This window comes from Gloeotrichia echinulata CP02 (assembly GCA_038087035.1).
Lineage (GTDB): Bacteria > Cyanobacteriota > Cyanobacteriia > Cyanobacteriales > Nostocaceae > Gloeotrichia > Gloeotrichia echinulata.
Genome location: CP051187.1, coordinates 46520 through 71575, shown reverse-complemented (window position 1 = coordinate 71575; position 25056 = coordinate 46520). Strand labels below are relative to the sequence as shown.

Below are 25056 nucleotides of genomic sequence, written 5' to 3'. Positions count from 1 at the left end.
CAATGATTACTGACATTTTTGAGTTAACCTATTTTCACGGCTCCCAGTTTGACATTCTACCTGGGAGCCAGCCCAGACAATTTGCCATACTGGGGGAGAGCTAACTAAGAGCGATCGCCCAAAGGTCGTCATTTCAACTCTGTATTTAATTGCACTATGTTTGTCAGTTCGCTGAAGTTGTGTAATCGTCACCAAGGCTTGATTCCGTTGCGGATAAACTACCTGTACTTTGCGCGACCCTCCCACTGCAGCTATATCATCAAAAGCATTCATCGCCAGGGTCGCCGGATCGCTACCTTGAAGTACAGAAGCAAGACTTTCAAGAGGTATAGTTTGATATAAAGAACGCTCTGGATCTGCGACCGTCTCCTGAGATTGCTGACTGACTTCCAAGTGCTGTAATTCCCCAGTATTACTCTCAACAATTGCTGCAGACGGCTGGCGCTGAATCATATAAACTCCAGCACCAGACGTAGCAAAAATACTGAGTATTAAAATCAGAAAAAATTTCCACTTGACTGACATAAAATTAAACAAAAATTTCCAACAGGTTAATTATCAATCTTGAATTTTCAATTGAAGTTTAACCAATAATTGACTGTGTTTGGGTGAATCATTATGAAAACGATAAAGATATATATAGCAATCCCAGTTCCTCTCCACCGTTAACACTCCCAGAACAGCACACCATACTAACAAACTATTCAGGATTGCTATATATGATATGTAGACACTTGCATCGTCAAGAGGTTCCTGGAAATTACTTAACATTAATTTTCACGTCATAACCACAGACCAAAGTAAGGGCGCAAGGCCTTGCGCCCCTACCCCCTGTCGCAATACAGTTCAGTTAAGGAAAATTGTCGTAGGGGCACGGCACGAGTAAAATTGTCATTAGAAGAAAAGATTTTGGATGCCGTGCCCCTACACTGTATACCATTCGAGCCTAACTGAACTGTATTGCCCCCTGTCGTCCTCACGTAGCAGATAAAATGGGTATTGCTGGTTAGGGTTCTAATTCATTAGGACCTACTCTGGGGGCACATTAATAATCGTAGGGTGCGTGACGCTGCGATAAATATTCTACCCAGTCACAAGACTTGTGGCGTCACGCACCATTCTTTAAATGTAGTCCAAGTAAGTCCTGTTAACTCAATTATGGTGGTGCTGGTAACGACTAAAACCCGGTCCATAGGTGGCTAACAGATTTTGCGGTGAAAGAGCAAATTCAGGCTTACCAGTACAAACAACGGTTTGGTTGAGACAAAGGACGCGATCGCAATGGCGACTAACCATGTCAATATCATGCGATACTTGGAATATTGTCCAACCTTCCTGCTGCTTTAATTCATTCAGCAAGGCATAAAAATCCGCTGTACCTTGCACATCCACCCCGGCAAAGGCTTCATCTAATACCAACAGTTTCCGAGGTGTCACTAAACAGTAAGCTAATAATACCCGCTTGAGTTGACCGCCGCTGAGTGTCCCAATCGCTTGATGGCGGAAATGATAAGCGTCAGTTCGCTGTAACGCTTCTGCTACTGCTGCAGATTTTTCTCGGTTTTGTCTCCACAGTTTGGCAAAAAATAAATCTTCTGTTTTGCCTTTTACCTTTTGCCTTTTACCTTCACCAACCCATCCCAATGCTACCAATTCGCTGGCACAAATCGGAAAACTGCGGTCAAATATGAAGTTTTGTGGCATATAGCCCAACATTTGGCGTAAATTCCCCAACCTTGAAATTGGGCGACCAAACATTTCAATTGTACCAGCACTCCGTCCAATTAAATCTAAAACTGCTTTCACTAAAGTGCTTTTACCCGCACCATTAGGACCGACTATTGCTGTATCTGTTCCTGGTAATAATTCAAAGGAAACATCCCGAATCGCTAGATAATTACCTTGGTATACAGTTAATCCCTCTACTTTTAAAATTGGTGCTGTCTCTCGCTGGTTATTACTCATGGGTGATTGGGGATTGGGAATTGGTGATTGGGGATTGCTGATTGGTGATTGGTGATTGGTGATTGGTGATTGGGACTGACAAATAACAAATGACAAATGACAAATGACAAATGACAAATGACAAATGACAAATGACCAATGACCAATGACCAATGACCAATGACAAATGACCAATGACAAATGACCAATGACAAATGACCAATGACCAATGACCAATGACCAATGACAATCTTATTTACACGCCGTTTCTAGAGTTTGTAAATTAGCTTTCATCGCCTTGAAATAATACTGCGGATCTCTTTCGCCTGTTTCCAAAGAATTTAGTGTCTGCAAATTTAACTTCAAGTCTTGGGAGAGACTTTTGAGTAATTTGTTATCTATTCCTGGTTCACTAAACAAAGCTTTAACTTTATATTTTTTCACTGCTTCAATTACATTTTGCACATCCGTCGGCGAAAGTTGATCTTCAGGGATTTCGACTACGGCGACTTGCTTGAGGTTATAGCGTTTGGCTAGATATGGGAATGCATCATGAAAGGTGACAAAGGTGCAATTAGGAGTTTTTTGTAAAATCTGTTGATATTCGCTGTTTAAATTTTCTAATTGTTTGATATAATTTGCTGCGTTCGCCTCATAAGTCGCTTTATTCGTCGGATCAGCGGTAATTAAGCCATCACGAATATTTGTAACTTGCTGTTTTGCCAAAACTGGATCTAGCCAAACGTGAGGATTCCCCGCTTTGTGGTCGTGGTCATGGTCTTTTTCTCCTTTCTCTGTGTTCTCAACGGGTGAAATTTGATTTAAAGCTTGAATACCAAGGCTGGCATCAATTTCTGTTAATTTAGAATTCTGGGCATTTTTCACAGTGTCTTCCAGGAATTCCTCTAACCCCAAACCATTTTTTACCAGTACATTTGCAGTGGCGATCGCCTTCACATTCTCTGGCGTCGTTTGGTAATCATGCACCTCCGTACCTGGTTTAATTAAAATTTCCACATTAGCCGCATCCCCAGCTACGGCTTTGGTAAATAAATATATCGGTAAAAACGTTGTCACTACTTTGGTTTTTCCCGACTGCGGTGATGGCTTAGATACAGCTTCCTGTGCTTGGGGTGACGTTGCGGAAGTTGTGCCCTGATTTGTATTCCCTTGGTTACAGCCAGTAGCCATTGATAACATTACCACCGTTATGAGGGGTAAGATACCCCTTGTCTGTTTGTCTGTGTTACTTCCTCTGTCAGTCCGAATCACAGTTTTTTCTCCTCAAATAAAGTGCTGGCTCTGTATTTGTCAAACTTATGGTTGACAATGAGAATGATTATACATCTCATTATATAATAACTCTCATTCTCAAGCAATAATGGTATTGCCAATCACAACTAAATTGTTTTTCACCAGAGGTATTATGTCGGCAATATAACTTTAGTTAACTAATCATAATTTCTTAATTTTGGTTGTTACAGAACAGCCAAGTAATGGTAATATACTGACAATGCTTGCTAACAAAGTTTCTTTAGCAGCAGTGTGGTATGGTTTCTCGGTTTTAATTTAGTGTGAGGATAAAAATGCATAAGTTCTGGAAATCTTTATTGCTGGCGAGTCCAGCAGTTTGCGGCGCAATGTTACTGGTTAACTCTGCCGCATTTGCAGGGGAAACACCAACGACTTCCCAAATAAATCAACCAGAGGTTGTAGCTAGTCCAGAAACCAAAGTTGAGAATACTCTTCAAGAGAAGGCAATAGGACAAGTTACCTCAGTATCTCAACTATCTGACGTGCAACCTACAGACTGGGCATTCCAAGCGTTGCAATCGTTGGTAGAACGCTATGGTTGTATTGCAGGATATCCCAATAAAACTTTTCGCGGTAATCGGGCGTTGACACGCTATGAGTTTGCGGCTGGTTTGAATGCTTGTCTTGATCGGGTTAACGAATTAATCGCTACCGGCACAGCAGATCTGCTAAATAAACAAGATTTAGCTCAACTGCAAAAGCTACAAGAAGATTTTTCTGCAGAACTAGCAACATTACGCGGTCGCGTAGACGCCCTCGAAGCCAAAACTGCTGAGTTAGAAGCAAATCAGTTCTCCACTACCACCAAACTGCAAGGACAAGTTGTCGCAGTAGTCAGCGATGTCCTCTCAGGCGATAAGGTGAGAGTTAGAGATGGTGATGCCAACATCACAGATAAGAATACAACTCTCGGTGTGCGGGCGCGTGTGGAATTTGCCACCAGCTTCACAGGGCAAGATACACTGTTAACCAGAATCGAAACCAATAATATTGTTAGCCCTAACATAAATACAAGTGAGGGCAACTTTTCTTTCGCCAGTGGTAAAACTGGTGCAGATGCCAACAACAATGCTACCCTAGGTACATTGTCCTATGCATTCCCCTTTGGCAAAGCAACTCGAGTCAAGCTCATTGCCACTGGTGGTGCTGCAGACGACGTAGCCAATACAGTTAACCTGTTTGACGGTGATGGTGCCTTTGGTGCTTTGTCTACCTTTGGTACCCGCAACCCAATTTATAACCAGGTAAATGGTGCAGGTTTGGGCATAACCCAGTATTTTAGTAAGAACTTGTCACTCAATCTAGGCTATTTAGCGGGTTCAGCTAATAACCCTGCTAATGATCCTATTACAGGTGGGAAGGGTTTGTTCAATGGTGGTTACGGTGCCCTAGCACAGCTGAATTTTCAACCAACTGATCGCATTACTGTTGGTTTAACTTACATCAATTCCTACAACCAGAAACTAGGAACAGGTAGTAATTTGGCTACCCTGAGTTCGAGTTTTATACCTGGTGATTTTCGATTCTCCAGCAATTCCTACGGTATTCAAGCATCCGTTGGCGTCAACGATAAAATAGTCTTAGGTGGTTGGGCTGGATACACCACCAGCCGCGCTTTAAAAGCGGTTACCATCGGCGGAAATAGCGCTGGTGGAGATATTGGGGTTTGGAACTATGCTGTTACCCTAGGCTTCCCCGACCTTGGCAAAAAAGGGAACCTCGCAGGTATCATTTTAGGTGTTGAGCCTAAAGTTACTAGTGTCAGCAGTTCTTTGCGGAATATAGGTGTTGCCAAAGACCCAAATACTTCATATCACATTGAAGGTTTCTATCAATACAAACTCAGTGACAATATCACTATCACCCCAGGAGTAATTTGGTTAACAGCACCAAATCATGACGATAGGAGCGATAGTGTCGTGATTGGTGCATTGAGAACCACATTCACCTTCTAATTTTCGCTATATCATAAAAAGGCGCAAAGAACAACTTTGCGTCTTTTTTGTTGAAAGGGTTAATTAACAGTAACTGAAAAGCTAACAATTACTACCAATTAATCACTTATGCTCCGACGCCAAGTCATCTGCTATATTGTCGCAGGGGCACGGCACGAATAAAATTGTCATTAGAAGAAAAAATTTTGGATGCCGTGCCCCTACAGTGTATATCAGAGCCTAACATCCCTGTATTGGTTCAAAGCTGGATTAATGGAGTTCTGAGGCTCAATATTATATCTCAACTAGTCTCATATCCCGCCCAGCACTCAAAGTGCAGGGCTAATAGCTCAAGTCCATTGAAATGGACTGCAATCAATCTCAAGAAATAGTTTAGTCCTCTTGAGAGGACTTGCGCTATTAGCCTGGGATTTCAATCTCAGGCGGGTGATGCAGCCGGTGTAGAATATGTGAACTACTCCTAGTTGCCTACGGCTGAACTAGGAGCTTCTGTAATCACGGGGGAGATTTATCCCAGCGTCACGCACCCTACAATTATTAACAAGGATGGTGCGTGACGCCACAAGTCTTGTGAATGCCTACAATATTTATCCCAGCGTCACGCACCCTACAATTATTACAGCCATTTTCAGGTAAATAGACCACAGGGTAGGGGCGCAAGGCCTTGCGCCCCTAGGAAGATCTGTGGTTCAAATGAATGAAAACCGCTGTAAGGTGGAATCTGCTAACGCTGATTAATCATTAGTCTACTAGGTATTTTTGCATGGTGCTGGATCTTTCCCATTTGCCTTTGGCGTTTCAATTTACTTCTCCAGGACCAATTCTCTGGAGAATAGGGCCAATAACTATCCGCTGGTATGGCTTGTTAATCGCTACAGCTGTATTAATTGGTGTCGGACTTTCTCAATATTTGGCAAAGCGCCGTCATGTTAACCCGGATTTGGTCAGCGATTTGTCAATTTGGCTGGTAATTGGGGCAATTCCCGCAGCCAGATTATATTATGTTTTGTTTGAATGGTCAGAATATGCCCAGCACCCAGATCGGATTATCGCTATTTGGCAAGGGGGTATTGCCATTCATGGAGCGATTTTGGGGGGACTAACTGCGGCGTTAATCTTTGCCAAACTCAAGCAAGTTTCTTTTTGGCAATTGGCAGATTTAGTCGCGCCGGCGCTGATTTTAGGACAGGCCATAGGACGTTGGGGAAATTTCTTCAACTCGGAAGCGTTTGGTGGTCCTACCAATTTACCGTGGAAGCTGTATATTCCCCCAGAACGTCGTCCCTCGGAATTAGCTAATTTTGAATATTTCCATCCCACCTTTCTCTACGAATCTCTGTGGAATTTAATGGTGTTTTCTCTACTCATAACCTTGTTTTTTCGCGGTTTACAGGGAAAGCCACGTCTGAAGGTAGGTACGCTGTTTTTATTTTACTTGGCAGCCTACAGCTGCGGTCGCCTGTGGATCGAAGGTTTGCGTACCGACAGCTTAATGCTCGGACCCCTGCGGATAGCACAACTCGTCAGTTTAACGGGAATTATCTTAGGATTAACGGGATTAATTTGGCTTTATTACGCTAAACGCCCTTTACCCGATGTTGTTTCCTCGCCTAAAAATGGGGAGATGGGATAGGAGTTGGGAGTAATGAGTAATGAGTAAGGAGTAAGGAGTAATGAGTAATGAGTAATGAGTAATGAGTAATGAGTAATGAGTAATGAGTAATGAGTTGGGAGTTAGGAGTTAGGAGTTAGGAGTAATGAGTTAGAACTGACCAATGACAAATGACAAATGACAAATGACCAATGACAAATGACAAATGACCAATGACAAATGACAAATGACCAATGACCAATGACAAATGACCAATGACAAATGACAAATGACCAATGACAAATGACAAATGACCAATGACCAATGACAAATGACAAATGACAAATGACCAATGACAAATGACAAATGACCAATGACCAATGACCAGTGACAAATGACAAATGACCAATGACAAAAATAAAAAATGCCCCAGAGTTATCTCCAGGGCTTAACCAGGGTGCATCTACCATTTATCTCTACGAGAGAAAAATGGTCTATCAGGAAAGTCACTGAGAAAATGCAAAATAAATTTTGGCGGTTGCTCTATCTTGTGTGCTGTTATGCGTGAATTTACAGAAAATTTGTGTTATGCAAAATCGCTAAATCCTCTTGAAGCTGCTGTGTACATTGTCGGGGCTGGCCCTGGCGACCCTGATTTATTAACGGTTAAGGCGCATAAACTGCTGGCTATGGCGGATGTGATTTTATTTGCAGATTCTTTAGTACCGGAACAAATTTTAGATCTTTGTCGAGAAGATGCGGAAATTATTCGGACTGCGAATAAGACTTTAGAAGAGATTCTGCCGATTATGGTTGAACGGGTGCGATCGCACAAATCTGTGGTTCGTCTCCATTCTGGTGATCCTAGTCTCTATAGTGCCATCCACGAGCAAATTAACCTCCTCACAAAGGCAGAAATTCCTTTTGAGGTCATACCCGGTATCAGCGCTTTTCAAGCCGCTGCTGCTAAACTCAAAGTAGAATTGACGGTCCCCGGTTTAGTCCAAACCATCATCCTGACTCGCATCAGCGGACGTACAGAAGTTCCCGCAACTGAAGAATTAACTACCCTGGCCGCCCATCAAGCCAGTCTCTGCTTATATTTGAGTGCGCGTCATGTCAAGGACGCCGAAGGGAAACTACTGGAACACTACCCACCCGAAACCCCAGTGGCGATTTGCTTTCGCGTGGGCTGGCCTGATGAAAAAATTTGCGTTGTCCCCCTCGACCAAATGGCAGATTGTACCCATGAAGAGAATCTGATACGTACCACACTTTATGTAATAAGTCCAGCATTATTGCCAAAAACAGGGCGATCGCGTTTATATCATCCTGAACATAACCATCTATTTCGGTCGTCTCATTATTAGGGCATGGGGTATGGGGTATGGGATAATTACTTCCTCATCTACCTCATCTTCCCCATGTCCCTGGATCATTTGGCCTTGAGAGGTTTGGTTCTGGCGATCGCCTGTATTAACATTTGTGGTAGCCAAGAAACATAATCAGATATTTGCTTTGCTTGACTATACAGTGAAAATAATTTTGCTTCACTCAAGAATGTATATGGTCGGACTACTTTGAGAATTTCGGCAAATTTATCTTCAGTTACAGTTTCAATTGCACCGCTAACAGCATATTTTTGTAAATGTGGAGGTAAGTGCCAGTTAATGTTAGTATCTGGCTGATGTATGAGCGGCTCAACATTTCCCCGCCATGCAACTCCCATGATTTGCATGGTTTGATATACCATTGTGTTCCATCCTTTCTCTTTCAAATAGTCCAATCCTTCCCCGACATCGGGAGAAGCCAAATCATGAAATAAAATTAAAGCATCTGCTTCTGCAAATTGTTCAGCAATAATTGTATCCTTGAGTGGCGCTGGTGCTTCGTGATTACCATCTATAAATATCAATGACCATTTACGTTGAAATTTATTTGCTAATTCTTCGACTTTTTGCGGGCTATATCCTGGTATTAGATTCACAGATTCCTTGACGCCTGCAGACTTCAGCGAGTCGGTGACGCTTTGGCAAAATAATTCTTCCGATAGCATGGGATCAATAACATCTAGCTCCACTCCTCCTAAAGCTAAATGACAAGCTGACCAACCCATCCAACAGCCTATTTCTAAAGCTTTTTTCCCTTTAAATTTTAAAGCTGTATTGTAAAGAATATGCGCTTCATCTCTGCTGACAAATCCTGTACCTTGTCGTCGCTTATCCACATACCAATTATGCCGAATATCCCGCCGCAGGTAAAGCCAAAAAGAATGATATATATTTCCCAAAATCATATTGGGAAAACATGAATCAGGCTGAATAATCGAAAATCCTGGCGAAACATAATCTCCCTCTGGTAATAAGTCGCGTTCTATCACTTTTACTGTTTTTTCCATCATCTGAATATGCGAAATTTGCAGATTTCTGCTGGGGTTGGGGGATCTGAGTGCGTAAGTCCTGTTATCTTCGTGCGATTTGACTATGAGTTTCAGCAGAATACTAGTGATGATTTTAACGGCTCAAGGCGATCGCGCCAACTATTTACAACATATTCCTGTAAACTTTATTTTTGCCGACCTACTGAAAATATGTGAAAGTGTGATGACTACTGATCTCGGTGAGTAGGTGTTTAGTTTACAACAGAAATTAAGTGAGCCACAGTTACAGCCATTTTCAGGTAAATAGACCACGCTTTTGGGGCGCAAGGCCTTGCGCCTCTACGAATATCTGTGGTTATTGGGTGAAAATCGCTGTAAAAAGCTCTGTTCGCTGATTTTGAGTTGTAATTTATTTGTCTGAAAACTTGGCTCTTCCGTACTTAGCGTGCTGAATTTGTTAAAAAATAAGTTTGAAACCCTTGTGTGGCTCCGATAAAAGCCATTATTTTTTGTATTTGAGCTACTGTTACTAAAAATCAAATTATAAACGCCTGTAAGCCTTGTTATTAAAGCAATTTAATCGACTTTCATTAATAATTAAGCACGCTACACACGCAAGAGCCATATTTTACCAGCTAGCTCTTGATGGTTATTTAGCTCCTGTATTTACTGTTTTATCTCGTCGTGGTGTACTTGTTCCCAGTTTGGTGTTTACGCTTCTACTCAGCCTCATCTGTTTGCTTTGGGGAGACGTATCCCGCATAGTCATGGTGACTGATACTAGCTACGTGGTGGCGATGATGTGCCTTCATCTGGGAATGTGGTTACGGCGCAAGCATCCGCAAGTGTTGGCTCCCTGGTGGTCTTTAGGTATTTTCTTTATGGAGGCTGTTGTCTTTTTTATTGGTGGCTGGGCTTGGGGCTGGCAAGATTGGACTGTAGGGGTGCTGTTACCAATCGCTATTATGATTATCGATTTGATGATTCGTCTGATTCCCTGGGGACCATTTCGCCCCCAATGGTGGATAAAAAAACAGTCTCAACAAACCTATAATCCGAAACAAGATTTTGTAGCAACTCAGGTGATAGTTTTGCTGCTATTGGTCTGCATTGCTATGATTATCACATGGCTGCTGAAGGGGATTTTAAGTAATAACCTTAGTGATGCTAGTAAGGATATTTTTGTGGTTTTGCTGGTGGCGATCGCTTTTTTGAGTGTGGCAATTGCTTGTTGGACTAGTTTACCACAGGTTGCAGCTATTGATGAAGCCCGCAAACATGCTGAAAATATTTTTATTACTGCCCTTGATACTGTTGTCGATACTATTTTGGTGGTTGATGAATATGGGATAATTAATCAGGCAAATCCTGCAACAGAGTTATTGTTTGGTATCAAGATATATAATTTGATCGGTTCTTGCGTACTTAGCGTGCTTAATTATCAATTAAAGTCTATAAATTTGCTTTAAAAGTAAGGCTTACAGGCGTTCATAATTTAATTTCTAGCAATATGATATAAAATACAGAAAATAATGGCTATTATCTTAGCTCTGCAAGGGTTTCAATCTGATTATTTAATAAATTCAGCACGCTAAGTACGGAAGAGCCGGATTTACTGGCTTTAGTCAAACTGTACCAAAAAAAATATCCCCAAACTAACAGTGAAATTCAAGCATTGATTAAAGATATTGACCTCGAATTTCTCAGTAATGATTTAGCTAAAATTTTATCTTCGATGAAAGTTGGCTCAGAACGCATCCGCGAAATTGTGCTGACTTTAAGAAATTTCTCTCGTCTAGATGAAGCATGGGGGAATTACGCAATTAGGTTAAAAACTCAAATCCTACTCTGGGCTACTATAGATCCAGCATCAACTTGTGATTTTTTATGTCTGCTACCCCTCAAGTCTCACCCAATCCCGGAAAATTAGAATCGATTCCCCCCCTCCTCGGTGGTTCACTTCCAGAGTTAACCGCTTGGGTACAGCAACAGGGACAACCTGCTTATAGAGGTAAGCAGCTACATGATTGGCTATATCACAAAGGAGTGCGATCGCTGTCTGATATCTCTGTCTTTTCCAAAAATTGGCGTGCTGAAGTTGCAGAAGTCCCCATTGGGCGCTCAACTCTACACTACCGCTCTATGGCGCCCGATGGCACTGTTAAATATCTGCTGCGACTTACAGATGGGCTAATTATTGAAACTGTTGGTATTCCCAGCGACAAGCGTTTAACAGTCTGCGTCTCGACTCAGGTGGGTTGTCCAATGGCCTGTGATTTCTGTGCTACGGGGAAGGGAGGCTACAAACGCAACCTGGGACGCCATGAAATTGTTGATCAGGTGTTGACTGTCTCTGAAGATTTTCAGCAGCGGGTGAGTCATGTAGTATTCATGGGTATGGGTGAACCGTTGCTCAATACTGATCATGTTTTAGCAGCCCTGAAATGTTTAAATCAAGATGTCGGTATTGGACAGCGATCGCTGACTGTCTCTACTGTAGGTATACGCGATCGCATTCATCAACTCGCCCAACATCATTTGCAAATCACTCTCGCGGTCAGTCTCCACGCGCCCAATCAACCACTGCGAGAACAATTGATACCCAGCGCCCATTCTTATCCTTTGGAAGATTTGCTGGCGGAATGTCGGGAATATGTCGAAATCACTGGACGACGTGTAACGTTTGAATATATTCTGCTCGCCGGTGTCAACGATTTGCCACAACATGCATTACAATTGGCAAAATGTCTGCGCGGTTTTCAAAGTCATGTAAATTTGATTCCCTACAACCCCATTGATGAAGTAGACTACAAACGCCCAAACCGTGATCGTATTCAAGCCTTTGTTAACATCCTCAAGCAGCAACAAATTGCTGTAAGTGTCCGCTACTCCCGTGGTTTAGAAGCTGATGCTGCTTGTGGACAATTGAGAACGAGTCAAGAAAATTTATGAGTTATGAATTAGGAGTTAGAAACTCCTAACTCAAATTACTTTCTCGCTTGACACTCTGCGGTCTGTTCTCCCTTGGCGTCTCCCCGAGTGAGAAGACACGCAGATTCTTTAAGACCTGCTTAAAAGGGATAGTCAAATATTCCCCTAGACGCTCAAAACAATTAGCAATAACACAGGTATTGCAATTGCGCTTACTTTTTTTTTGTTTTCCGAGTCCATCACAACGCCAGTTAGGTACGCTCCATGTTTTCCCATTACTTGTTTACCCAGGGTCGCAACTTGTGCGGATGCGAGGTAAATCAGGGGTTACTCCTTACAAAACACTTCAACACGTAGATGGTTATTCCTACTCACAATTTGATTATATCATTTTCCACACTTGTTAAAACAAGCCGTGGCGTGTTTCCTCCACTGTCTAAAGCTAAGTGGCTTCTACACGACCCGTGATTTTTTGTGAATACCTGGCGCATAAGCTTCAATTACTCTACCAGTGCGGGTGCAACTAATCATCAAGTAATCACAAGTTGGGCATTGTGTCCGAGTTATTTCGCTATCAGATATATAATAACGCTCCGCTTTACTACCGCAGTTTGGACAGCAAATTTTTTGTACTATCTGCATTTTAAAACCTCTGATTGTAATGATTTATGGTTGGAAAAAAACAGCAAAATAAACAGGTAAATATCCCGATTAGACAAAACTTAATAAAAAGCCACTATAGTGGGCTAATTATTTAAAATGAAAAATTAACTTTGAAAATGAAAAAATGATACCTGTCATTTATTTTACTAATTTTTTTATTAATTTATACATCTAAAGTATGATGATAAATTAATTTTTGATGTAATCATTCCTTAGATATTTACTGATCCCCATTACTAATGCCTTGAGATAACCTGATTTTTTGTTATACCAAGTTATAAAGCTGTATTGATAGTTAAAAATTAATCTCATAAAAAAACTGTATATTTAGTTACAGAATATTTGTTTTTAATCTTTCCTTAATATTTCTTCGTATCTGATATCGAGCAGAAACTCTGCTACAGGCATTTAATTATATTGAAAAATACAATTTCTTGATTGACGAAAATTCAGCAACGCCAGATTGGAACTGTCTTCTTCTAGGCGATCGCATCCGTGAAGTCCCTTGTGATCCGAAAGCTTTTGGGAAATGTCGCTGCAAATTTTTGAGTTTTTTTTGAGAGAAGGGCTTTTTTTGACGCCGATTTTCTGGTATTCTAAGAGAAAGCTTAATAATGGGGGTATGCTAAAATTTTTAACGCAAGTCACACCCCATTATAATCAACTTCTATTATTATTTCATCTTCCGCGACCAAATATTCCATTTCTCAAAAAAAAATTTTTGGCGTTGGTAAGAGGATGTTTTAAAAGTATTATTAATAACAGCAAAATCTGCTAAACCTAAGCCCCAGCCCTAGTCCCTTGTAGGATAGAAAGATTTATAGTATATTTTGCGACTTTTAAAACATCCTCTTAGACAGGTTCACTAACCCCGTCCTCAAAGAACGGGGATTGGAATAGCCAATTATTCCAACGTAAGAAGTGAATAGCCCTTTGAGACTCAGCTTGGTACAAACTTCCGAATACTTCCCTAGTTCGGACTATCTTTAAAACCGATTGGCTCGGTTGCTTGTAGAAAGGACATCTTAGCTGCGTTGGGCGAAGGGACTTAAACAGGTTTTCTAGTTCCTGGGATTATCTCCACTCAAAAACTAGATCCCGCAAGGGATGATCAAGCCGTCCTTATAGGACGGGGTTTCTACCCAATATTTCGATGAAAATAATCGTAAATTTCTTGAGCCAAAACCGGACCAATTCCCGAAACTTCAGCCAGTTGTGCGGGTGTTGCTTGTCGGATATAATCAACAGAGCGAAAATGCCCCAAAAGTTGCTTTTGTCGATAGTGTCCCAAACCAGGAATTTCATCTAAACGCGATCGCGTCAATTTGTCACTGCGTTGCTGGCGATGGAAACTAACAGCAAATCGGTGTGCTTCATCCCGCAATCTTCGCAATAACTGGACTCCAGGTTGTTCTGAATCAGTTTCTAAAGGTTGAGATTCTCCTGGTAAAAAAATTTCTTCGCGCTGCTTGGCTAAACTAACAACTCGCAAGTCTTCCAACAAATTCATTTCTTGTAAGACGGCGATAACTGATGATAATTGACCTTTACCACCATCAATCATAATTAAATCAGGCCAGTCAGAATTACCAAATCGTGATAATTGTGGATCTTCCCCATACTTGCGGAACCGACGCTGAATAACTTCTGCAAGACTGGCGAAATCATCGGAGTGTCCGGTGGTGACAGTGGGATTTTTAATTTTGTAGTGACGATAGTGTTGTTTGGCGGGTAAACCATCGATAAACACAACTTGAGAAGCTACCGCATTTGACCCTTGAATATGAGAAATATCATAACCTTCGATGCGGTGGGGTAATTCGGGTAAATCGAGAATAGCGGCTAAATCTTGCATGGCTTGGTGATTGCGATCGCCCAATTTTTGCATTCTTTGTAATTCATACTGGGCATTTCGCTCTACCATCTCAATTAATTCTGCCTTAGTTTGTCGTTGGGGAGTTAAAATCGTCACTTTTTTTCCTTTGCGCTGCGTCAAGACATCCGCTAATATTTCCCCATCGACTAATTCATGCTGTACCAAAATTTCTAGAGGAATTTCTACAGCGTCGGCAGTTTGGTAATGTTCTTCTAAAACTCGTTGTAAAATAGCTCCCATTAACCCCTCCTCGTTCCCCCCCGTTAACGGGGGAGATGAAAGGGGGGGTACATTCGCGACAAACGCCAAACGTCCTACCAATTGACCAGCCCGAATCTGGAATAATTGAATGCAGGCGTGTTGTGCGTCAGTTGCCAGGGCGATCGCATCCCGTGAAACTGTATCATTAGGTAGGGAAACCTTTTGATTTGCAGTCAGGGACTGTAAGCCGGTAATTTGATCACGAATCCGCGCTGCTGACTCAAAATTTAGCGCCTCGGCGGCTTTTTCCATCTGTGGAGTCAAGATATCAATCAATTCCTGAGTTCGACCTTGGAAGACCATCGCCACCTTTTGCACGATTTTGCGGTATTCTTCTGGTGAAATCAGCTGTTGACACACACCCGGACAGCGTTCTAAATCATAATTCAAGCATGGACGGTCTTTAAATAATGGTTGGGGTCGTTGTCGCAATGGAAAAATGCGCTTACACAGATGTAAGATTTCTCGTAATAGACCAGAATCTGTATAAGGTCCGTAAAATTTATCTTTTTCTTTGCCTAATTGACGTTTACGGGTGATGAAAATCCGAGGATAGTTCTCTGACCAAGTGATACAGATATAAGGATATTTTTTATCATCCTTCAGCAGTACATTAAAGTAGGGCTGATGCTGCTTAATCAAATTGGCTTCCAACACCAAAGCTTCGGCTTCAGTATCGGTGACGATGAATTCAATTTCTGTCACCTGCTTTACCATTGTGGTAATGCGTTCAGTTTTGTTGTACCCATCCCGGAAATAGGAACGAACACGCGATCGCAATTTACGAGATTTACCTATATATATAATGCGATCATCTCTGTCCCGCATGAAATAGACACCAGGTTCCGGTGGAATTTCGGCTAGACGGCTTTCTAGCTGTTCTGGATCTTTAACCAGTGTTAGTCTCTGAGTAGATTTTGCCACATCTAAGGAAAATGAAAATTGAGATAGTTCCAAATCACATAGTCAAATATAATCAGACATTTGCAATTTAGATACGAAAATTAAAGAATCGGAGTTTGATATGCGTGAAGTTGTTGGAGTTTGGCAGCTACTGCACCATTGGCAATTAACTCTTCTGCCTTAGCTAAACCTGCTCGCATATCTTGACATATACCACTTTGCCACAGGTAAAATCCACCATTCCATAAGGCTGTTTGCTTGAGTTCTCCAGGATTACCTGCCAAAATTGACTGGATATCGGCAAATAATTCTTCAGGAGTACCAAGGGATACATTTTTGGTAGTAAAGCCGTATTCATGAGGCACAAGTAGCCACCGTTCTATATCCTGGGGTGGTTGACATAAGCCAATAATTGCTGTACGATCACGTGGTAAGTCGCAACTACCTTCCAATCCTTTGACGGTTGTCAATTTTGTCATGCCCCTCAGTGCCAAAGCAGTTTGAAACATCCCTTCGGTGGGCGGATGGACAAAGCCGGCAATAATATGAGCATCCCCAGCATAAGGACACCAAATTAGCTCCATTGTTGCCAAGGGGGGACGTTTACCGAGTTGGTCCCGATATTGCCAAATAGTTTGAGTTAAGGGAAAGTGCTGTGGCGTATAAACAAAGCCGATTCCCGTTTGTGCAAACACCTGTTGAGTATTTGCTAGTGGTAAACTAGTCCAATCAACCCCTAAACCTTGCCAAATTTCAACCAAGGGTAGTCCGTATTTAGTAGGTAAGCGATCGCCACCATGCATGACCACTGGTTGTCCAGCAGCAGCTAATAACAAAGCTGTTACCGGGCTAATTGGTGCAGTCCGGGTTCTACCATCATAGGGGATACCAAACACTATCACCGGTCGTCCAGAGGCAATAGGTAGCAATTTAGGACCTAATTCATCGTAAGCATCTAACATTCCCGCTAACTCTTCCCCCGTGGGACGCTTGATGCGATGAGCAATCAAAAAAGCTCCAATTTGCGCTGGTGTCGCTTCACCCAGCAGCATCATCTTCGTAGCTGTAGCTGCTTCTTTTCGGGTTAAATCCTTTGTTGTGTGGTTTCCACTCCCTACCTTCTGCAAAAATTCCCTAAATACATTACTCATTTGTTATTTGTCATTTGTCATTTGTTATTTGTTATTTGTCATTTGTCATTTGTCATTTGTCATTTGTCATTGGTTGTTTGTCATTGGTTGTTTGTTATTTGTTATTTGTTGTTTGTCATTGGTCATTGGTCATTTGTATTTACCAATGACAAATGACATTTATGAAGCAGTTAGCTGCTGATCAAGTTGGAGTGGGATGTATTCCCGCACGAGGTGCCAAAAATGCTGGATGGGGGGAATCTGTAGCCGGTCTTGAGTTGTTACCATCACTACGCGACGAGTCAAGCCCGAACAGTCAGGTGTAGCACTATTACTAGCTAGGGGACGAATCGCCAGAGTAGGGTCAAGACGTGCTTCCACTAAAGCTGAGTGAGGTAACAAAGCTATCAATTCTCCTTGACGCACAACTCCCCGAAAAGCATCTAGGGTATTCACCTCCAAAGCCGCATGGAGTTTAGCTTCCAATCGATCAAATCTCTCTTGGACTAGACGTTGCATCCCATAGCCATCTTTAAAAACCACTTGCGGGTAACGAATTAGTTCTGACCAAGGGATATATTCATATTGGGCTAGGGGATGATTAGCACCAGTCAGGACTTCTATCGGTTCATCATATAGTGTTTCTACTACCATTTCTCTGCCAGTAGTTAAAAAGCGATTATTCATCACAATTGCCAGATCTACCAAGCCATCTTTGAGGACTTTTAAAGCGCGATCGCTACCCAATGATGTCACCCGCAGTTGCACTTGGGGATAATCATGACAAAATTTTTGTAACACTGGTGGCAAGTAAGAAGAACATAGTGAGTGAATGGACGCAATGCAAAGTTCTGGCTGCTTACCTGCCATTAAATCCGCCAATTCATCTGTGGCAATTTGCCACTCTTGGCAAATTTTGCGGACACGGGGTAGCAACCGTTCACCGCCAAGGGTTAACTTAGCGTGAGTTGTTCTATGAAACAATTCTACCCCTAAATACGCTTCCAATGCCTGAATTTGGCGACTGATAGTCGATTGCGTAACAGCACATTTTTTTGCTGCTTGTTGAAAACTGCCGGTTTCTGCGATCGCCAGAAAGGCTTGCAACTGCTCTAGTCGCATCTGTATGTAGCCTGAATTACATTGATGGCTTTCCTTAAGTTAACGGATTTTGCGTTTTAATTTAGTCGAGTTTGTTACAGGTTTTTTTCTCTGCAATATTCTTATCGAAATTTTGGGTGATTAAGTCCTAAACAAATTGTATTCTTTGATACGTTTTTTAAAACATATAAGTAAAATTAATTAATTAGCCAAAAAGGTAAGGCAGCTCTCGCACGAGAACATAATTCTGGTGCTGTGTCGTGGTATTATTCTTCTTGCACTTGGAAAAATTTTCTAAGCTTTTATGAACAAAAGATTACTTAACCACAAATACGCAATCATTCCCCTATTAGGCACTTTAATTGTTAGCAACGGATTTTTCTCCAAAGTATCTGCTCAAAACATTTCTGCTCCAGAGGCTACTGATTCTGTCCCAGTCAGTGTTACCAATCAAGAGTTTCCCCAGTGGGGATATTACACGGTAAGGAGAGATTTTCGCAAATGTGTTTCTCCAATATATTGCAGTTTGCCCTTCTCGGATTACTCCGGGTAAAGTAGCGATTCGGATATTTGTCCATAAATCTACTAACTGTAATTACCAATAATTTTTATCTGTTTCGTGAACAAAGTTGTTCGTCAACTAGATAAAACAAAACTCCGTCGTACTCTGCTCAAAACACGTCAATCAATGCCCAGTGGAGAGTGGAGAGAAAAAAGCGATCGCATTTGCACGCAACTGCAAACCTCTGTTTTGTTTACCGAAGCAAAAACAATACTTAGTTACTTCAGTTTTCGCCAAGAACCAGACCTCAGTCCACTATTGCAAGACACCAAGCACCGTTGGGGATTTCCTCGCTGCGTTGGTAAATCCTTGTGTTGGCATATCTGGACAGATAATGACTCTATAGAAATCGGCGCCTATGGTATTACTGAACCCCATCCCGACACCCCAATCGTAGATCCTGCGGAAGTAGACTTGATTCTCGTCCCTAGTGTCGCTTGCGACTATCAAGGATATCGCTTGGGTTATGGTGGCGGATATTACGATCGCTTGCTCAGTCAAAAAGAGTGGATGACAAAGCCGACTATAGGAATTGTGTTTGATTTTGCCTATTTACCTCAATTACCTCTTCAACCTTGGGATAAACCTTTACAAGCTGTTGTTACCGAACTTGGGTTAACGAACCAATAATCAAAAGTCAAAAAATTTGCAATTTTAGATTTGCAATAAAATTATTGAGTTAATTAATTGAAAAGAATTTTTAAGATTATTTTTTGGCAATGCTGCTGATAGATGTCAACCAAGCTGTAGAATATAAAATTGCCCTACAGATTCATAACCTGTAGGGCAAAGGACAGTTAAGCACTGCTCGTAGTCTGTCTGACGCTTTGTGTTTTGTCCATATTGCGTAATTTTTCTTTATCAAACTTTATGTTTCCAACTCATCGTCCCCGCCGTCTACGTAACCATCCTCAACTACGTCGGATGGTCCGCGAAACTGTTGTCTCAACAAGTGACTTAATTTACCCACTGTTTGCTGTACCAGGGGAGAGAATTGCTAATGAAGTCAGATCTATGCCTGGAGTTTACCAACTTTCGGTAGACAAAATTGTCGAAGAGGCAAAAGAGGTTTATGACTTAGGAATTCCCGCAATTATTCTATTTGGAATTCCTGCCGATAAAGATGTCGATGCTAATGGTGCTTGGCACGATTGTGGTATTGTACAAAAAGCAGCAACGGCTGTCAAACAAGCAGTTCCAGATTTAATTGTGATTGCTGACACTTGTTTGTGTGAGTACACAAGTCACGGTCACTGCGGTTATTTGCAAACCGGCGATTTGACTGGACGGGTTTTAAATGACCCCACTTTGGAATTATTGAAAAAAACAGCAGTTTCTCAAGCCAAAGCCGGTGCTGATATCATCGCCCCTTCAGGGATGATGGATGGCTTTGTCCAAGCAATTCGTGCTGGTTTGGATGAAGCAGGATTCCAAGACACGCCAATTTTGTCCTATGCTGCTAAATATGCTTCGGCTTATTATGGGCCGTTCAGAGATGCAGCAGACTCTACACCGCAATTTGGCGACAGAAGAACTTACCAAATGGACCCAGGTAACGCCCGCGAAGCGATTAAAGAAATTGAATTGGATATCGCCGAAGGTGCTGATATGCTGATGGTCAAGCCAGCTTTAGCCTATATGGATATAATCTGGCGGGTCAAGGAAGCGAGTAATTTACCCGTTGCCGCTTACAATGTTTCTGGTGAATATGCGATGGTCAAAGCTGCAGCACTCAATGGCTGGATTGATGAACAGCGTGTAGTTATGGAAACCTTAACTGCGTTTAAACGCGCTGGTGCTGATTTGATTTTGACCTACCACGCTAAAGATGCGGCGCGGTGGTTGGGTTAAGGTTGGGAATTAACGAGTAAGTCATATTGTATGAAATCTCACGCATTCGCGCAGCGTCCCGTAGGGAAGGCGCGAAGGCGCAAAGGTTTTTCTTTGTGTTTTGGTGTTTGGGCGTGAGATTGTGTCAGTATTTCTGCATCTGAATGAAAAGCGCTATATTGAAATATAAAGACGTTCAATTATGTCCAATTACATATTGCCAAATTGGATATAATCCCACATTAAAAATAGTATCAGCTATGCCTAAAAATAAAGTACATTATTACCAGTCATCGCTATCGCTACTACTAACCATTAGCCTCACGACAATTTTTGCTTTACCTATTAAATCCACACAAGCCGAAACTAACTCAATACCGTCTCGTTCTCAGGTTCCCGTAGAACTCGACTTATTGAACAAGCCAAAAAACTCTGTAATTACAGCCAATACCATTCACCCAGATAAATTGACGATTCCCAGTTTATGGTTTGCTAAAAAAAACTCAGAGGGAAAGCTGTTAGATAACTGGATCGCATATCCAGCTTCTGATAAAGAACCTGCTCGTGTAGATTTGATAGTGAATCAGCAAATTTGGACTTTACTAGATTATTTGGAGCGCTACGACTTTGTAAATCGCTTGGGTACCGCTGCTCGGAACAATAATTACAACCTTCGGGTTTTCAATTATCAAAAAGAATTTTTGGCAGCTTACACTTGTAACTTTAATACAAGTCCAGCATTTTGCACTATCGAGATGAATGCTCAAAATAAATTAGGGTGGCGCCGTTCTCTGTAAGGTGGGGACTGGGGACACTTCGGCAAGCTCAGTGCATCGCTGGGGACACTTCGGCAAGCTCAGTGCATCGCTGGGGACACTTCGGCAAGCTCAGTGCATCGCTGGGGACACTTCGGCAAGCTCAGTGCATCGCTGGGGACTGGGGACTGGGGGTTAATTAACAGTAACTGAAAAGCTAACAATTACTACCAATTAATCACTTATGCTCCGACGCCAAGTCATCTGCTATGAGTAACTACTTTGGCATTTGGCTGTAAAATACAATCATGATACTAGGATTCAAGACACAACTGAAGGTAAACAAACAACAACGTCTACTACTGGCACAACACGCAGGAGTAGCCAGACATGCGTGGAATCAAGGTTTAGCATTATGTCAACAGGTACTCATACATAATCGGACAAACCCTGATGAGAAAATTAAATTTCCTACAGCCATAGATTTACATAAATGGTTAGTAGCAGCAGTTAAATCTACCCATCCTTGGTATTATGAAGTATCAAAATGCGCTCCTCAGTACGCATTAAGATATTTGTCAGATGCCTTTAAATCTTTTTTCAACAAAGTTAAAGGGTTTCCCAACTTCAAGAAAAAAGGTAGAAATGATTCTTTTACATTAGATGGTGCAATTCACATAGACCATAAGAAGATAAGAGTTCCAGTAATTGGGTGGTTGAAAACCTATGAACTTTTACCGTTTGGATATAAACCAAAATCAGTCACAATCAGTAAACAAGCTAACAAGTGGTTTATTTCCTGGAAAATAGCATTAGAAACCAGCAACACCCCTAAAAAGGAAGAATTTGTCGGAGTTGACCTAGGTATAAATCATCTAGCAATATTATCAACAACAGAAGTATTTGAAGGAGCAAAAAGTTATAAAAAGTCTGAGCAAAAACTAGCGAAAATGCAATACTTGAATCGGCATAAACAAGTGGGTTCAAGTAATTATAGAAAAGCCCAAATAAAAATAGCCAGACTACATCAAAAAATAGCCAACATTCGGAAAGACACATTACATAAAATCACCACCTATATCAGCAAAAACCACGCAGTCATAGGGATAGAAGATTTAAATGTATCAGGGATGTTAGCTAATGGTAAGTTGTCTAAAGCTATAGCTGATATGGGTTTTTATGAGTTTCGTCGTCAGTTAGAATACAAAACTCAACTATATGGGAGCAAGTTAGTCATTGTGGATAGATTTTATCCTAGTAGTAAAACTTGCTCTAATTGTGGTGAGAAAAAATCATCTCTGTCACTGTCTCAAAGAGTGTTCCAGTGTGATAACTGCGGTTTTGAGTGTAACAGAGATTTGAATGCTGCTATTAATTTAAGAAAAGAAGCGGTCAGATTGACCGTGTTAGCCTGTGGACTGGATAGTGCCGACACTTCCAGGTTGAAGCAGGAAGAAAAAGCGGACATTTGTTAGCATTTGTTAGCTTTTTTGGATCGGAAAACTTTCTCCCTAATACCTAATCCCTAATCCCTAATCCCTAATCCCTAATCCCTAATCCCTAACTAACTTTGATTTTCGTGAATAAAGACTCGTATTGCTTGACTATCGCAACAGATAAGGGAAGCAAAAATTCACTTTTGTCCAAAACTTCACGATTGCTCAGTAACAGGTTTTGTAATGATTGCTGAATATCAGATGGAACAATATTAGTCGGAATTGGTGAATTACTTTTGGTCAACAGAGAAATTTGTTTAGCAGCGCTTGGTTGCAAACAATAATCAATCCATTGATATGATAGAGGATCTTTGGCAACACCAGCCGGACATACCCATAAATCTGTCCACAATGCTGTTCCTGATTGAGGAATAACTGCAGCCAGTTGGGGATAACGCGCCAGAACAGATACTACATCGTCAGACCAACCAACTGCTAACCAAGTATCTCCGAGGATTAGGGGTTGTAGGTAGGTATTGGAACTGTAGAACTTTACCTGTTGGTTCAATGTTTGTAGTTCCTGTTCCAAGTTGGGAACTTGGTCAAGATTCTCTGTATTATATGATTTTCCTAGCTTCTTTAAAACTAAACCAATCACTTCTCGTGGATGATTTAAGAGGGAAATTTGCGATCGCAGTTCAGTGCGCCACAAATCACTCCAATCTTTTGGCGTCCAACCCAATTTTTCAAACTTGTCACGATTGTAAACTATAACTGTACTACCCCAGCGGTAGGGAGCTGCCCAAACTTTTCCTTGACCATCTAGATTACCTTGGTCGTTGCGCGTTACCAGTTTTTTCCACTTGTCATCTAAAGTAGACCACTGTTTTACCTCCACCGCTTCTAGAGGTTGAATCAGTTTCTGTTCAATTGCTGCTTTTAGCCAGTAATCCCCCAATGTCACTAGGTTTGCTACAGGCGTTTTTTGACCTTGCCCAAATGGTATAAAACGATTCCATCCCTTCTCATCAGTGGCTTTTGGTCGTTGCTGCCAACTTTGTAATTGCTTAAATAAATCCTGTATTTGCTCTGAGGGGGCAAACTTTAAGTCTACCTTTTTTCCCAACCTTTTGTCAAACTCATTAACTACCAGACTAGGTATAGAACCTTTTAATAACTGTACTTTGAGCTGCGTCTGCTTGTTTCCATTACAGCCAATCAGCATCTGTGAAAGTGCTAGTCCACTTGTACTGAGCAAAAAAGACCGTCGATCCATCGATTTTGGACTTGAAAGAACCGCATGTTCAGTATAGCGCTTGAGATTACTCTCATTGAACAAAAATGTTTCGCGCAGTCCCCACCTAAAAATACTATAAAAATATCTACATTTTAGGTGTGGTAAGCTACACATGTATAAAACGCGCAGCAACAATTATTCTTTCATGCTATAATTCTAATAATTAGTTTTTGCGGTACTGTAAAAGCTTTACAGCCGGAGACATAGACCAATTTCACTAATTGTTTATAACGAGTAAAAAGTCATTATATTAATAATACTTTTTACTAGGGTGTATGCGCGGAGCGCAGGCTTCGCCAACGTCAGCGAAAGTTCTAACGACACACTGAGAACGCCAGTAACCCTGGTAACGCTCAAGAAGTATTACAGCTTCTTAGCGCACGAATCCCCATCTATAATCTTTGATTTAGATGGGGTGCGTTCAATCTTGATTAATTCTTTAGGGCATGGGGCATAGGGCATAGGGCATTGGTGAATTTTTCCTGCCCTATGCCCTATGCCCTATGCCCCATGCCCCATGCCCAACCTAAACCCTTGATTTTTCATAACGAGTGCGTAAGTCCTAAGATATATTGCTGATTAATGAATTACGTAACATATTACAAAATAAAATATGAATAATTAAATAATTCATAAGTATGCTTAACATTGCGAGTAAATTGAATACCATAGAATAAACTATGCCATTATGCGGTTGAGGGTATTAAATGGAGCCATTACAGAAGCAAATCCTGACTTTAGGCGAAAAAGTGGATGCCCTCTACCAAGTGATTGAGCGGCTTGATAGCAAAGTATCTGCAGCTTTATCAGAGTCTTCTTTAAACAAAACGCACCCAAGAGATAATTATTTGCCGAATAGCGAAGCTGTGCCCTACGAATTCAAGAGAAATATCAATTTCAATTCACAACTGGAACACAAGGATATTTTGGTAGATGACATTTATGCCGACATAAATCGTCAAGATACAGATAAACACCTAACACCCGCAATTCAAATACAACGACTCACAGCGCAATTAACCGCAGCATACAATCGCATTGCGGCCTTGGAAGAACAATTGCTCCGAGAAAGAATTCATTAATTTCTATAGTTGACATCTACCCCATCCCTAAAGTCCGGGGATTCT

At 41.5% G+C, this 25056-nt stretch carries 23 protein-coding genes and 1 pseudogene; 14 read left to right on the top strand and 10 right to left on the bottom strand.

Annotated features, from left to right (window positions below; all coding sequences use genetic code 11):
• Positions 1 to 6: 6 nt before the first annotated feature.
• The 3 genes from HEQ19_00305 to HEQ19_00295 all read right to left on the bottom strand — a co-directional run bounded on the left by HEQ19_00305 (position 7) and on the right by HEQ19_00295 (position 3144).
• Positions 7 to 525, bottom strand: coding sequence for a hypothetical protein (locus HEQ19_00305; GenBank protein ID WYL98197.1), 519 nt, complete (start codon positions 523 to 525; stop codon positions 7 to 9).
• Between the two features lie 627 nt (positions 526 to 1152).
• Positions 1153 to 1965, bottom strand: coding sequence for a metal ABC transporter ATP-binding protein (locus HEQ19_00300; GenBank protein ID WYM03173.1), 813 nt, complete (start codon positions 1963 to 1965; stop codon positions 1153 to 1155).
• Positions 1966 to 2196: 231 nt separating this feature from the next.
• Positions 2197 to 3144 carry a metal ABC transporter substrate-binding protein gene (locus HEQ19_00295; protein WYM03172.2) on the bottom strand — a complete coding sequence of 316 codons (948 nt, stop codon included), beginning with the start codon at positions 3142 to 3144 and terminating at the stop codon, positions 2197 to 2199.
• Between the two features lie 386 nt (positions 3145 to 3530).
• On the opposite strand from HEQ19_00295, the gene HEQ19_00290 reads away from it, so the two are divergent.
• Both HEQ19_00290 and lgt read left to right on the top strand, forming a co-directional pair.
• Entirely contained in the window at positions 3531 to 5213 is a 1683-nt protein-coding gene (locus HEQ19_00290) for an iron uptake porin (protein ID WYL98196.1), read from the top strand.
• A 763-nt stretch (positions 5214 to 5976) separates the two neighbouring features.
• Positions 5977 to 6846, top strand: a complete 870-nt coding sequence (gene lgt, locus HEQ19_00285) for a prolipoprotein diacylglyceryl transferase (GenBank protein WYL98195.1) — start codon at positions 5977 to 5979, stop codon at positions 6844 to 6846.
• A 101-nt stretch (positions 6847 to 6947) separates the two neighbouring features.
• Here lgt and HEQ19_30555 read toward each other — a convergent pair whose 3' ends face one another.
• Positions 6948 to 7274, bottom strand: coding sequence for a hypothetical protein (locus HEQ19_30555; GenBank protein ID WZI67077.1), 327 nt, complete (start codon positions 7272 to 7274; stop codon positions 6948 to 6950).
• Between the two features lie 90 nt (positions 7275 to 7364).
• On the opposite strand from HEQ19_30555, the gene cobM reads away from it, so the two are divergent.
• Complete coding sequence (cobM, locus tag HEQ19_00275; protein WYL98194.1) at positions 7365 to 8174, top strand: precorrin-4 C(11)-methyltransferase; 810 nt, start codon at positions 7365 to 7367, stop codon at positions 8172 to 8174.
• Between the two features lie 65 nt (positions 8175 to 8239).
• Here cobM and HEQ19_00270 read toward each other — a convergent pair whose 3' ends face one another.
• Entirely contained in the window at positions 8240 to 9205 is a 966-nt protein-coding gene (locus HEQ19_00270; GenBank protein ID WYL98193.1) for a class I SAM-dependent methyltransferase, read from the bottom strand.
• 103 nt (positions 9206 to 9308) lie between these two features.
• Between HEQ19_00270 and HEQ19_30550 the strand changes: the two genes are divergently transcribed.
• From HEQ19_30550 to rlmN, 4 genes and pseudogenes are all read left to right on the top strand, one after another.
• On the top strand, positions 9309 to 9431 hold the full coding sequence (locus HEQ19_30550; GenBank protein WZI67076.1) for a hypothetical protein: 123 nt from the start codon (positions 9309 to 9311) through the stop codon (positions 9429 to 9431).
• Positions 9432 to 9744: 313 nt separating this feature from the next.
• Positions 9745 to 10653 carry a hypothetical protein gene (locus HEQ19_00265; protein WZI67075.1) on the top strand — a complete coding sequence of 303 codons (909 nt, stop codon included), beginning with the start codon at positions 9745 to 9747 and terminating at the stop codon, positions 10651 to 10653.
• Positions 10654 to 10793: 140 nt separating this feature from the next.
• Positions 10794 to 10991: pseudogene (locus HEQ19_00260) on the top strand (hypothetical protein).
• Positions 10992 to 11071: 80 nt separating this feature from the next.
• Positions 11072 to 12136 (top strand): 23S rRNA (adenine(2503)-C(2))-methyltransferase RlmN, encoded by a 1065-nt coding sequence (gene rlmN / locus HEQ19_00255; protein ID WYL98192.1) that lies wholly within the window; start codon positions 11072 to 11074, stop codon positions 12134 to 12136.
• A gap of 432 nt (positions 12137 to 12568) precedes the next feature.
• Here the strand turns inward: rlmN and HEQ19_00250 are convergent, their stop codons facing one another.
• The 3 genes from HEQ19_00250 to HEQ19_00240 all read right to left on the bottom strand — a co-directional run bounded on the left by HEQ19_00250 (position 12569) and on the right by HEQ19_00240 (position 16969).
• Positions 12569 to 12757: a replication restart DNA helicase PriA gene (locus HEQ19_00250; GenBank protein WYL98191.1), complete on the bottom strand. Its 189-nt coding sequence runs from the start codon at positions 12755 to 12757 to the stop codon at positions 12569 to 12571.
• 1159 nt (positions 12758 to 13916) lie between these two features.
• Entirely contained in the window at positions 13917 to 15839 is a 1923-nt protein-coding gene (gene uvrC / locus HEQ19_00245) for an excinuclease ABC subunit UvrC (protein WYM03170.1), read from the bottom strand.
• Positions 15840 to 15919: 80 nt separating this feature from the next.
• Positions 15920 to 16969, bottom strand: a complete 1050-nt coding sequence (locus HEQ19_00240; GenBank protein WYL98190.1) for an anthranilate phosphoribosyltransferase family protein — start codon at positions 16967 to 16969, stop codon at positions 15920 to 15922.
• Between HEQ19_00240 and HEQ19_00235 the strand changes: the two genes are divergently transcribed.
• Positions 16970 to 17125 carry a hypothetical protein gene (locus HEQ19_00235; GenBank protein ID WYL98189.1) on the top strand — a complete coding sequence of 52 codons (156 nt, stop codon included), beginning with the start codon at positions 16970 to 16972 and terminating at the stop codon, positions 17123 to 17125.
• A 3-nt stretch (positions 17126 to 17128) separates the two neighbouring features.
• Here HEQ19_00235 and HEQ19_00230 read toward each other — a convergent pair whose 3' ends face one another.
• Complete coding sequence (locus tag HEQ19_00230) at positions 17129 to 18070, bottom strand: LysR family transcriptional regulator (GenBank protein WYL98188.1); 942 nt, start codon at positions 18068 to 18070, stop codon at positions 17129 to 17131.
• A gap of 598 nt (positions 18071 to 18668) precedes the next feature.
• Here HEQ19_00230 and HEQ19_00225 point away from each other — a divergent pair.
• The 5 genes from HEQ19_00225 (at position 18669) to HEQ19_00205 (ending at position 22671) form a co-directional block, all read left to right on the top strand.
• Complete coding sequence (locus HEQ19_00225; protein ID WYL98187.1) at positions 18669 to 19241, top strand: 5-formyltetrahydrofolate cyclo-ligase; 573 nt, start codon at positions 18669 to 18671, stop codon at positions 19239 to 19241.
• Positions 19242 to 19481: 240 nt separating this feature from the next.
• Positions 19482 to 20462 carry a porphobilinogen synthase gene (gene hemB, locus HEQ19_00220; protein ID WYL98186.1) on the top strand — a complete coding sequence of 327 codons (981 nt, stop codon included), beginning with the start codon at positions 19482 to 19484 and terminating at the stop codon, positions 20460 to 20462.
• A 239-nt stretch (positions 20463 to 20701) separates the two neighbouring features.
• Positions 20702 to 21238, top strand: coding sequence for a hypothetical protein (locus HEQ19_00215; GenBank protein WYL98185.1), 537 nt, complete (start codon positions 20702 to 20704; stop codon positions 21236 to 21238).
• A 1-nt stretch (position 21239) separates the two neighbouring features.
• A complete protein-coding gene (locus HEQ19_00210) occupies positions 21240 to 21395 on the top strand; it encodes a hypothetical protein (GenBank protein WYL98184.1) in 156 nt (51 codons plus the stop codon).
• A 109-nt stretch (positions 21396 to 21504) separates the two neighbouring features.
• Positions 21505 to 22671, top strand: a complete 1167-nt coding sequence (locus HEQ19_00205; GenBank protein WYL98183.1) for a transposase — start codon at positions 21505 to 21507, stop codon at positions 22669 to 22671.
• Positions 22672 to 22756: 85 nt separating this feature from the next.
• Here HEQ19_00205 and HEQ19_00200 read toward each other — a convergent pair whose 3' ends face one another.
• Positions 22757 to 23908, bottom strand: a complete 1152-nt coding sequence (locus HEQ19_00200) for an extracellular solute-binding protein (protein ID WYL98182.1) — start codon at positions 23906 to 23908, stop codon at positions 22757 to 22759.
• Between the two features lie 728 nt (positions 23909 to 24636).
• On the opposite strand from HEQ19_00200, the gene HEQ19_00195 reads away from it, so the two are divergent.
• Complete coding sequence (locus tag HEQ19_00195; protein ID WYL98181.1) at positions 24637 to 25011, top strand: hypothetical protein; 375 nt, start codon at positions 24637 to 24639, stop codon at positions 25009 to 25011.
• Positions 25012 to 25056 lie beyond the last annotated feature (45 nt).

What these genes read in the sequence shown, in the direction of transcription:
- HEQ19_00205 (WYL98183.1), top strand. Translation starts at nt 21,505, where the DNA reads ATGATACTAGGATTCAAGACACAACTGAAGGTAAACAAACAACAACGT.
- HEQ19_00215 (WYL98185.1), top strand. Translation starts at nt 20,702, where the DNA reads ATGCCTAAAAATAAAGTACATTATTACCAGTCATCGCTATCGCTACTA.
- HEQ19_00290 (WYL98196.1), top strand. Translation starts at nt 3,531, where the DNA reads ATGCATAAGTTCTGGAAATCTTTATTGCTGGCGAGTCCAGCAGTTTGC.
- HEQ19_00295 (WYM03172.2), bottom strand. Translation starts at nt 3,144, where the DNA reads ATGTTATCAATGGCTACTGGCTGTAACCAAGGGAATACAAATCAGGGC.
- HEQ19_00305 (WYL98197.1), bottom strand. Translation starts at nt 525, where the DNA reads ATGTCAGTCAAGTGGAAATTTTTTCTGATTTTAATACTCAGTATTTTT.
- rlmN (WYL98192.1), top strand. Translation starts at nt 11,072, where the DNA reads ATGTCTGCTACCCCTCAAGTCTCACCCAATCCCGGAAAATTAGAATCG.
- HEQ19_00270 (WYL98193.1), bottom strand. Translation starts at nt 9,205, where the DNA reads ATGATGGAAAAAACAGTAAAAGTGATAGAACGCGACTTATTACCAGAG.
- HEQ19_00200 (WYL98182.1), bottom strand. Translation starts at nt 23,908, where the DNA reads ATGGATCGACGGTCTTTTTTGCTCAGTACAAGTGGACTAGCACTTTCA.
- HEQ19_30555 (WZI67077.1), bottom strand. Translation starts at nt 7,274, where the DNA reads ATGGTAGATGCACCCTGGTTAAGCCCTGGAGATAACTCTGGGGCATTT.
- HEQ19_00300 (WYM03173.1), bottom strand. Translation starts at nt 1,965, where the DNA reads ATGAGTAATAACCAGCGAGAGACAGCACCAATTTTAAAAGTAGAGGGA.
- HEQ19_00195 (WYL98181.1), top strand. Translation starts at nt 24,637, where the DNA reads ATGGAGCCATTACAGAAGCAAATCCTGACTTTAGGCGAAAAAGTGGAT.
- lgt (WYL98195.1), top strand. Translation starts at nt 5,977, where the DNA reads ATGGTGCTGGATCTTTCCCATTTGCCTTTGGCGTTTCAATTTACTTCT.
- HEQ19_00240 (WYL98190.1), bottom strand. Translation starts at nt 16,969, where the DNA reads ATGAGTAATGTATTTAGGGAATTTTTGCAGAAGGTAGGGAGTGGAAAC.
- HEQ19_00230 (WYL98188.1), bottom strand. Translation starts at nt 18,070, where the DNA reads ATGCGACTAGAGCAGTTGCAAGCCTTTCTGGCGATCGCAGAAACCGGC.
- cobM (WYL98194.1), top strand. Translation starts at nt 7,365, where the DNA reads ATGCGTGAATTTACAGAAAATTTGTGTTATGCAAAATCGCTAAATCCT.
- hemB (WYL98186.1), top strand. Translation starts at nt 19,482, where the DNA reads ATGTTTCCAACTCATCGTCCCCGCCGTCTACGTAACCATCCTCAACTA.
- HEQ19_00250 (WYL98191.1), bottom strand. Translation starts at nt 12,757, where the DNA reads ATGCAGATAGTACAAAAAATTTGCTGTCCAAACTGCGGTAGTAAAGCG.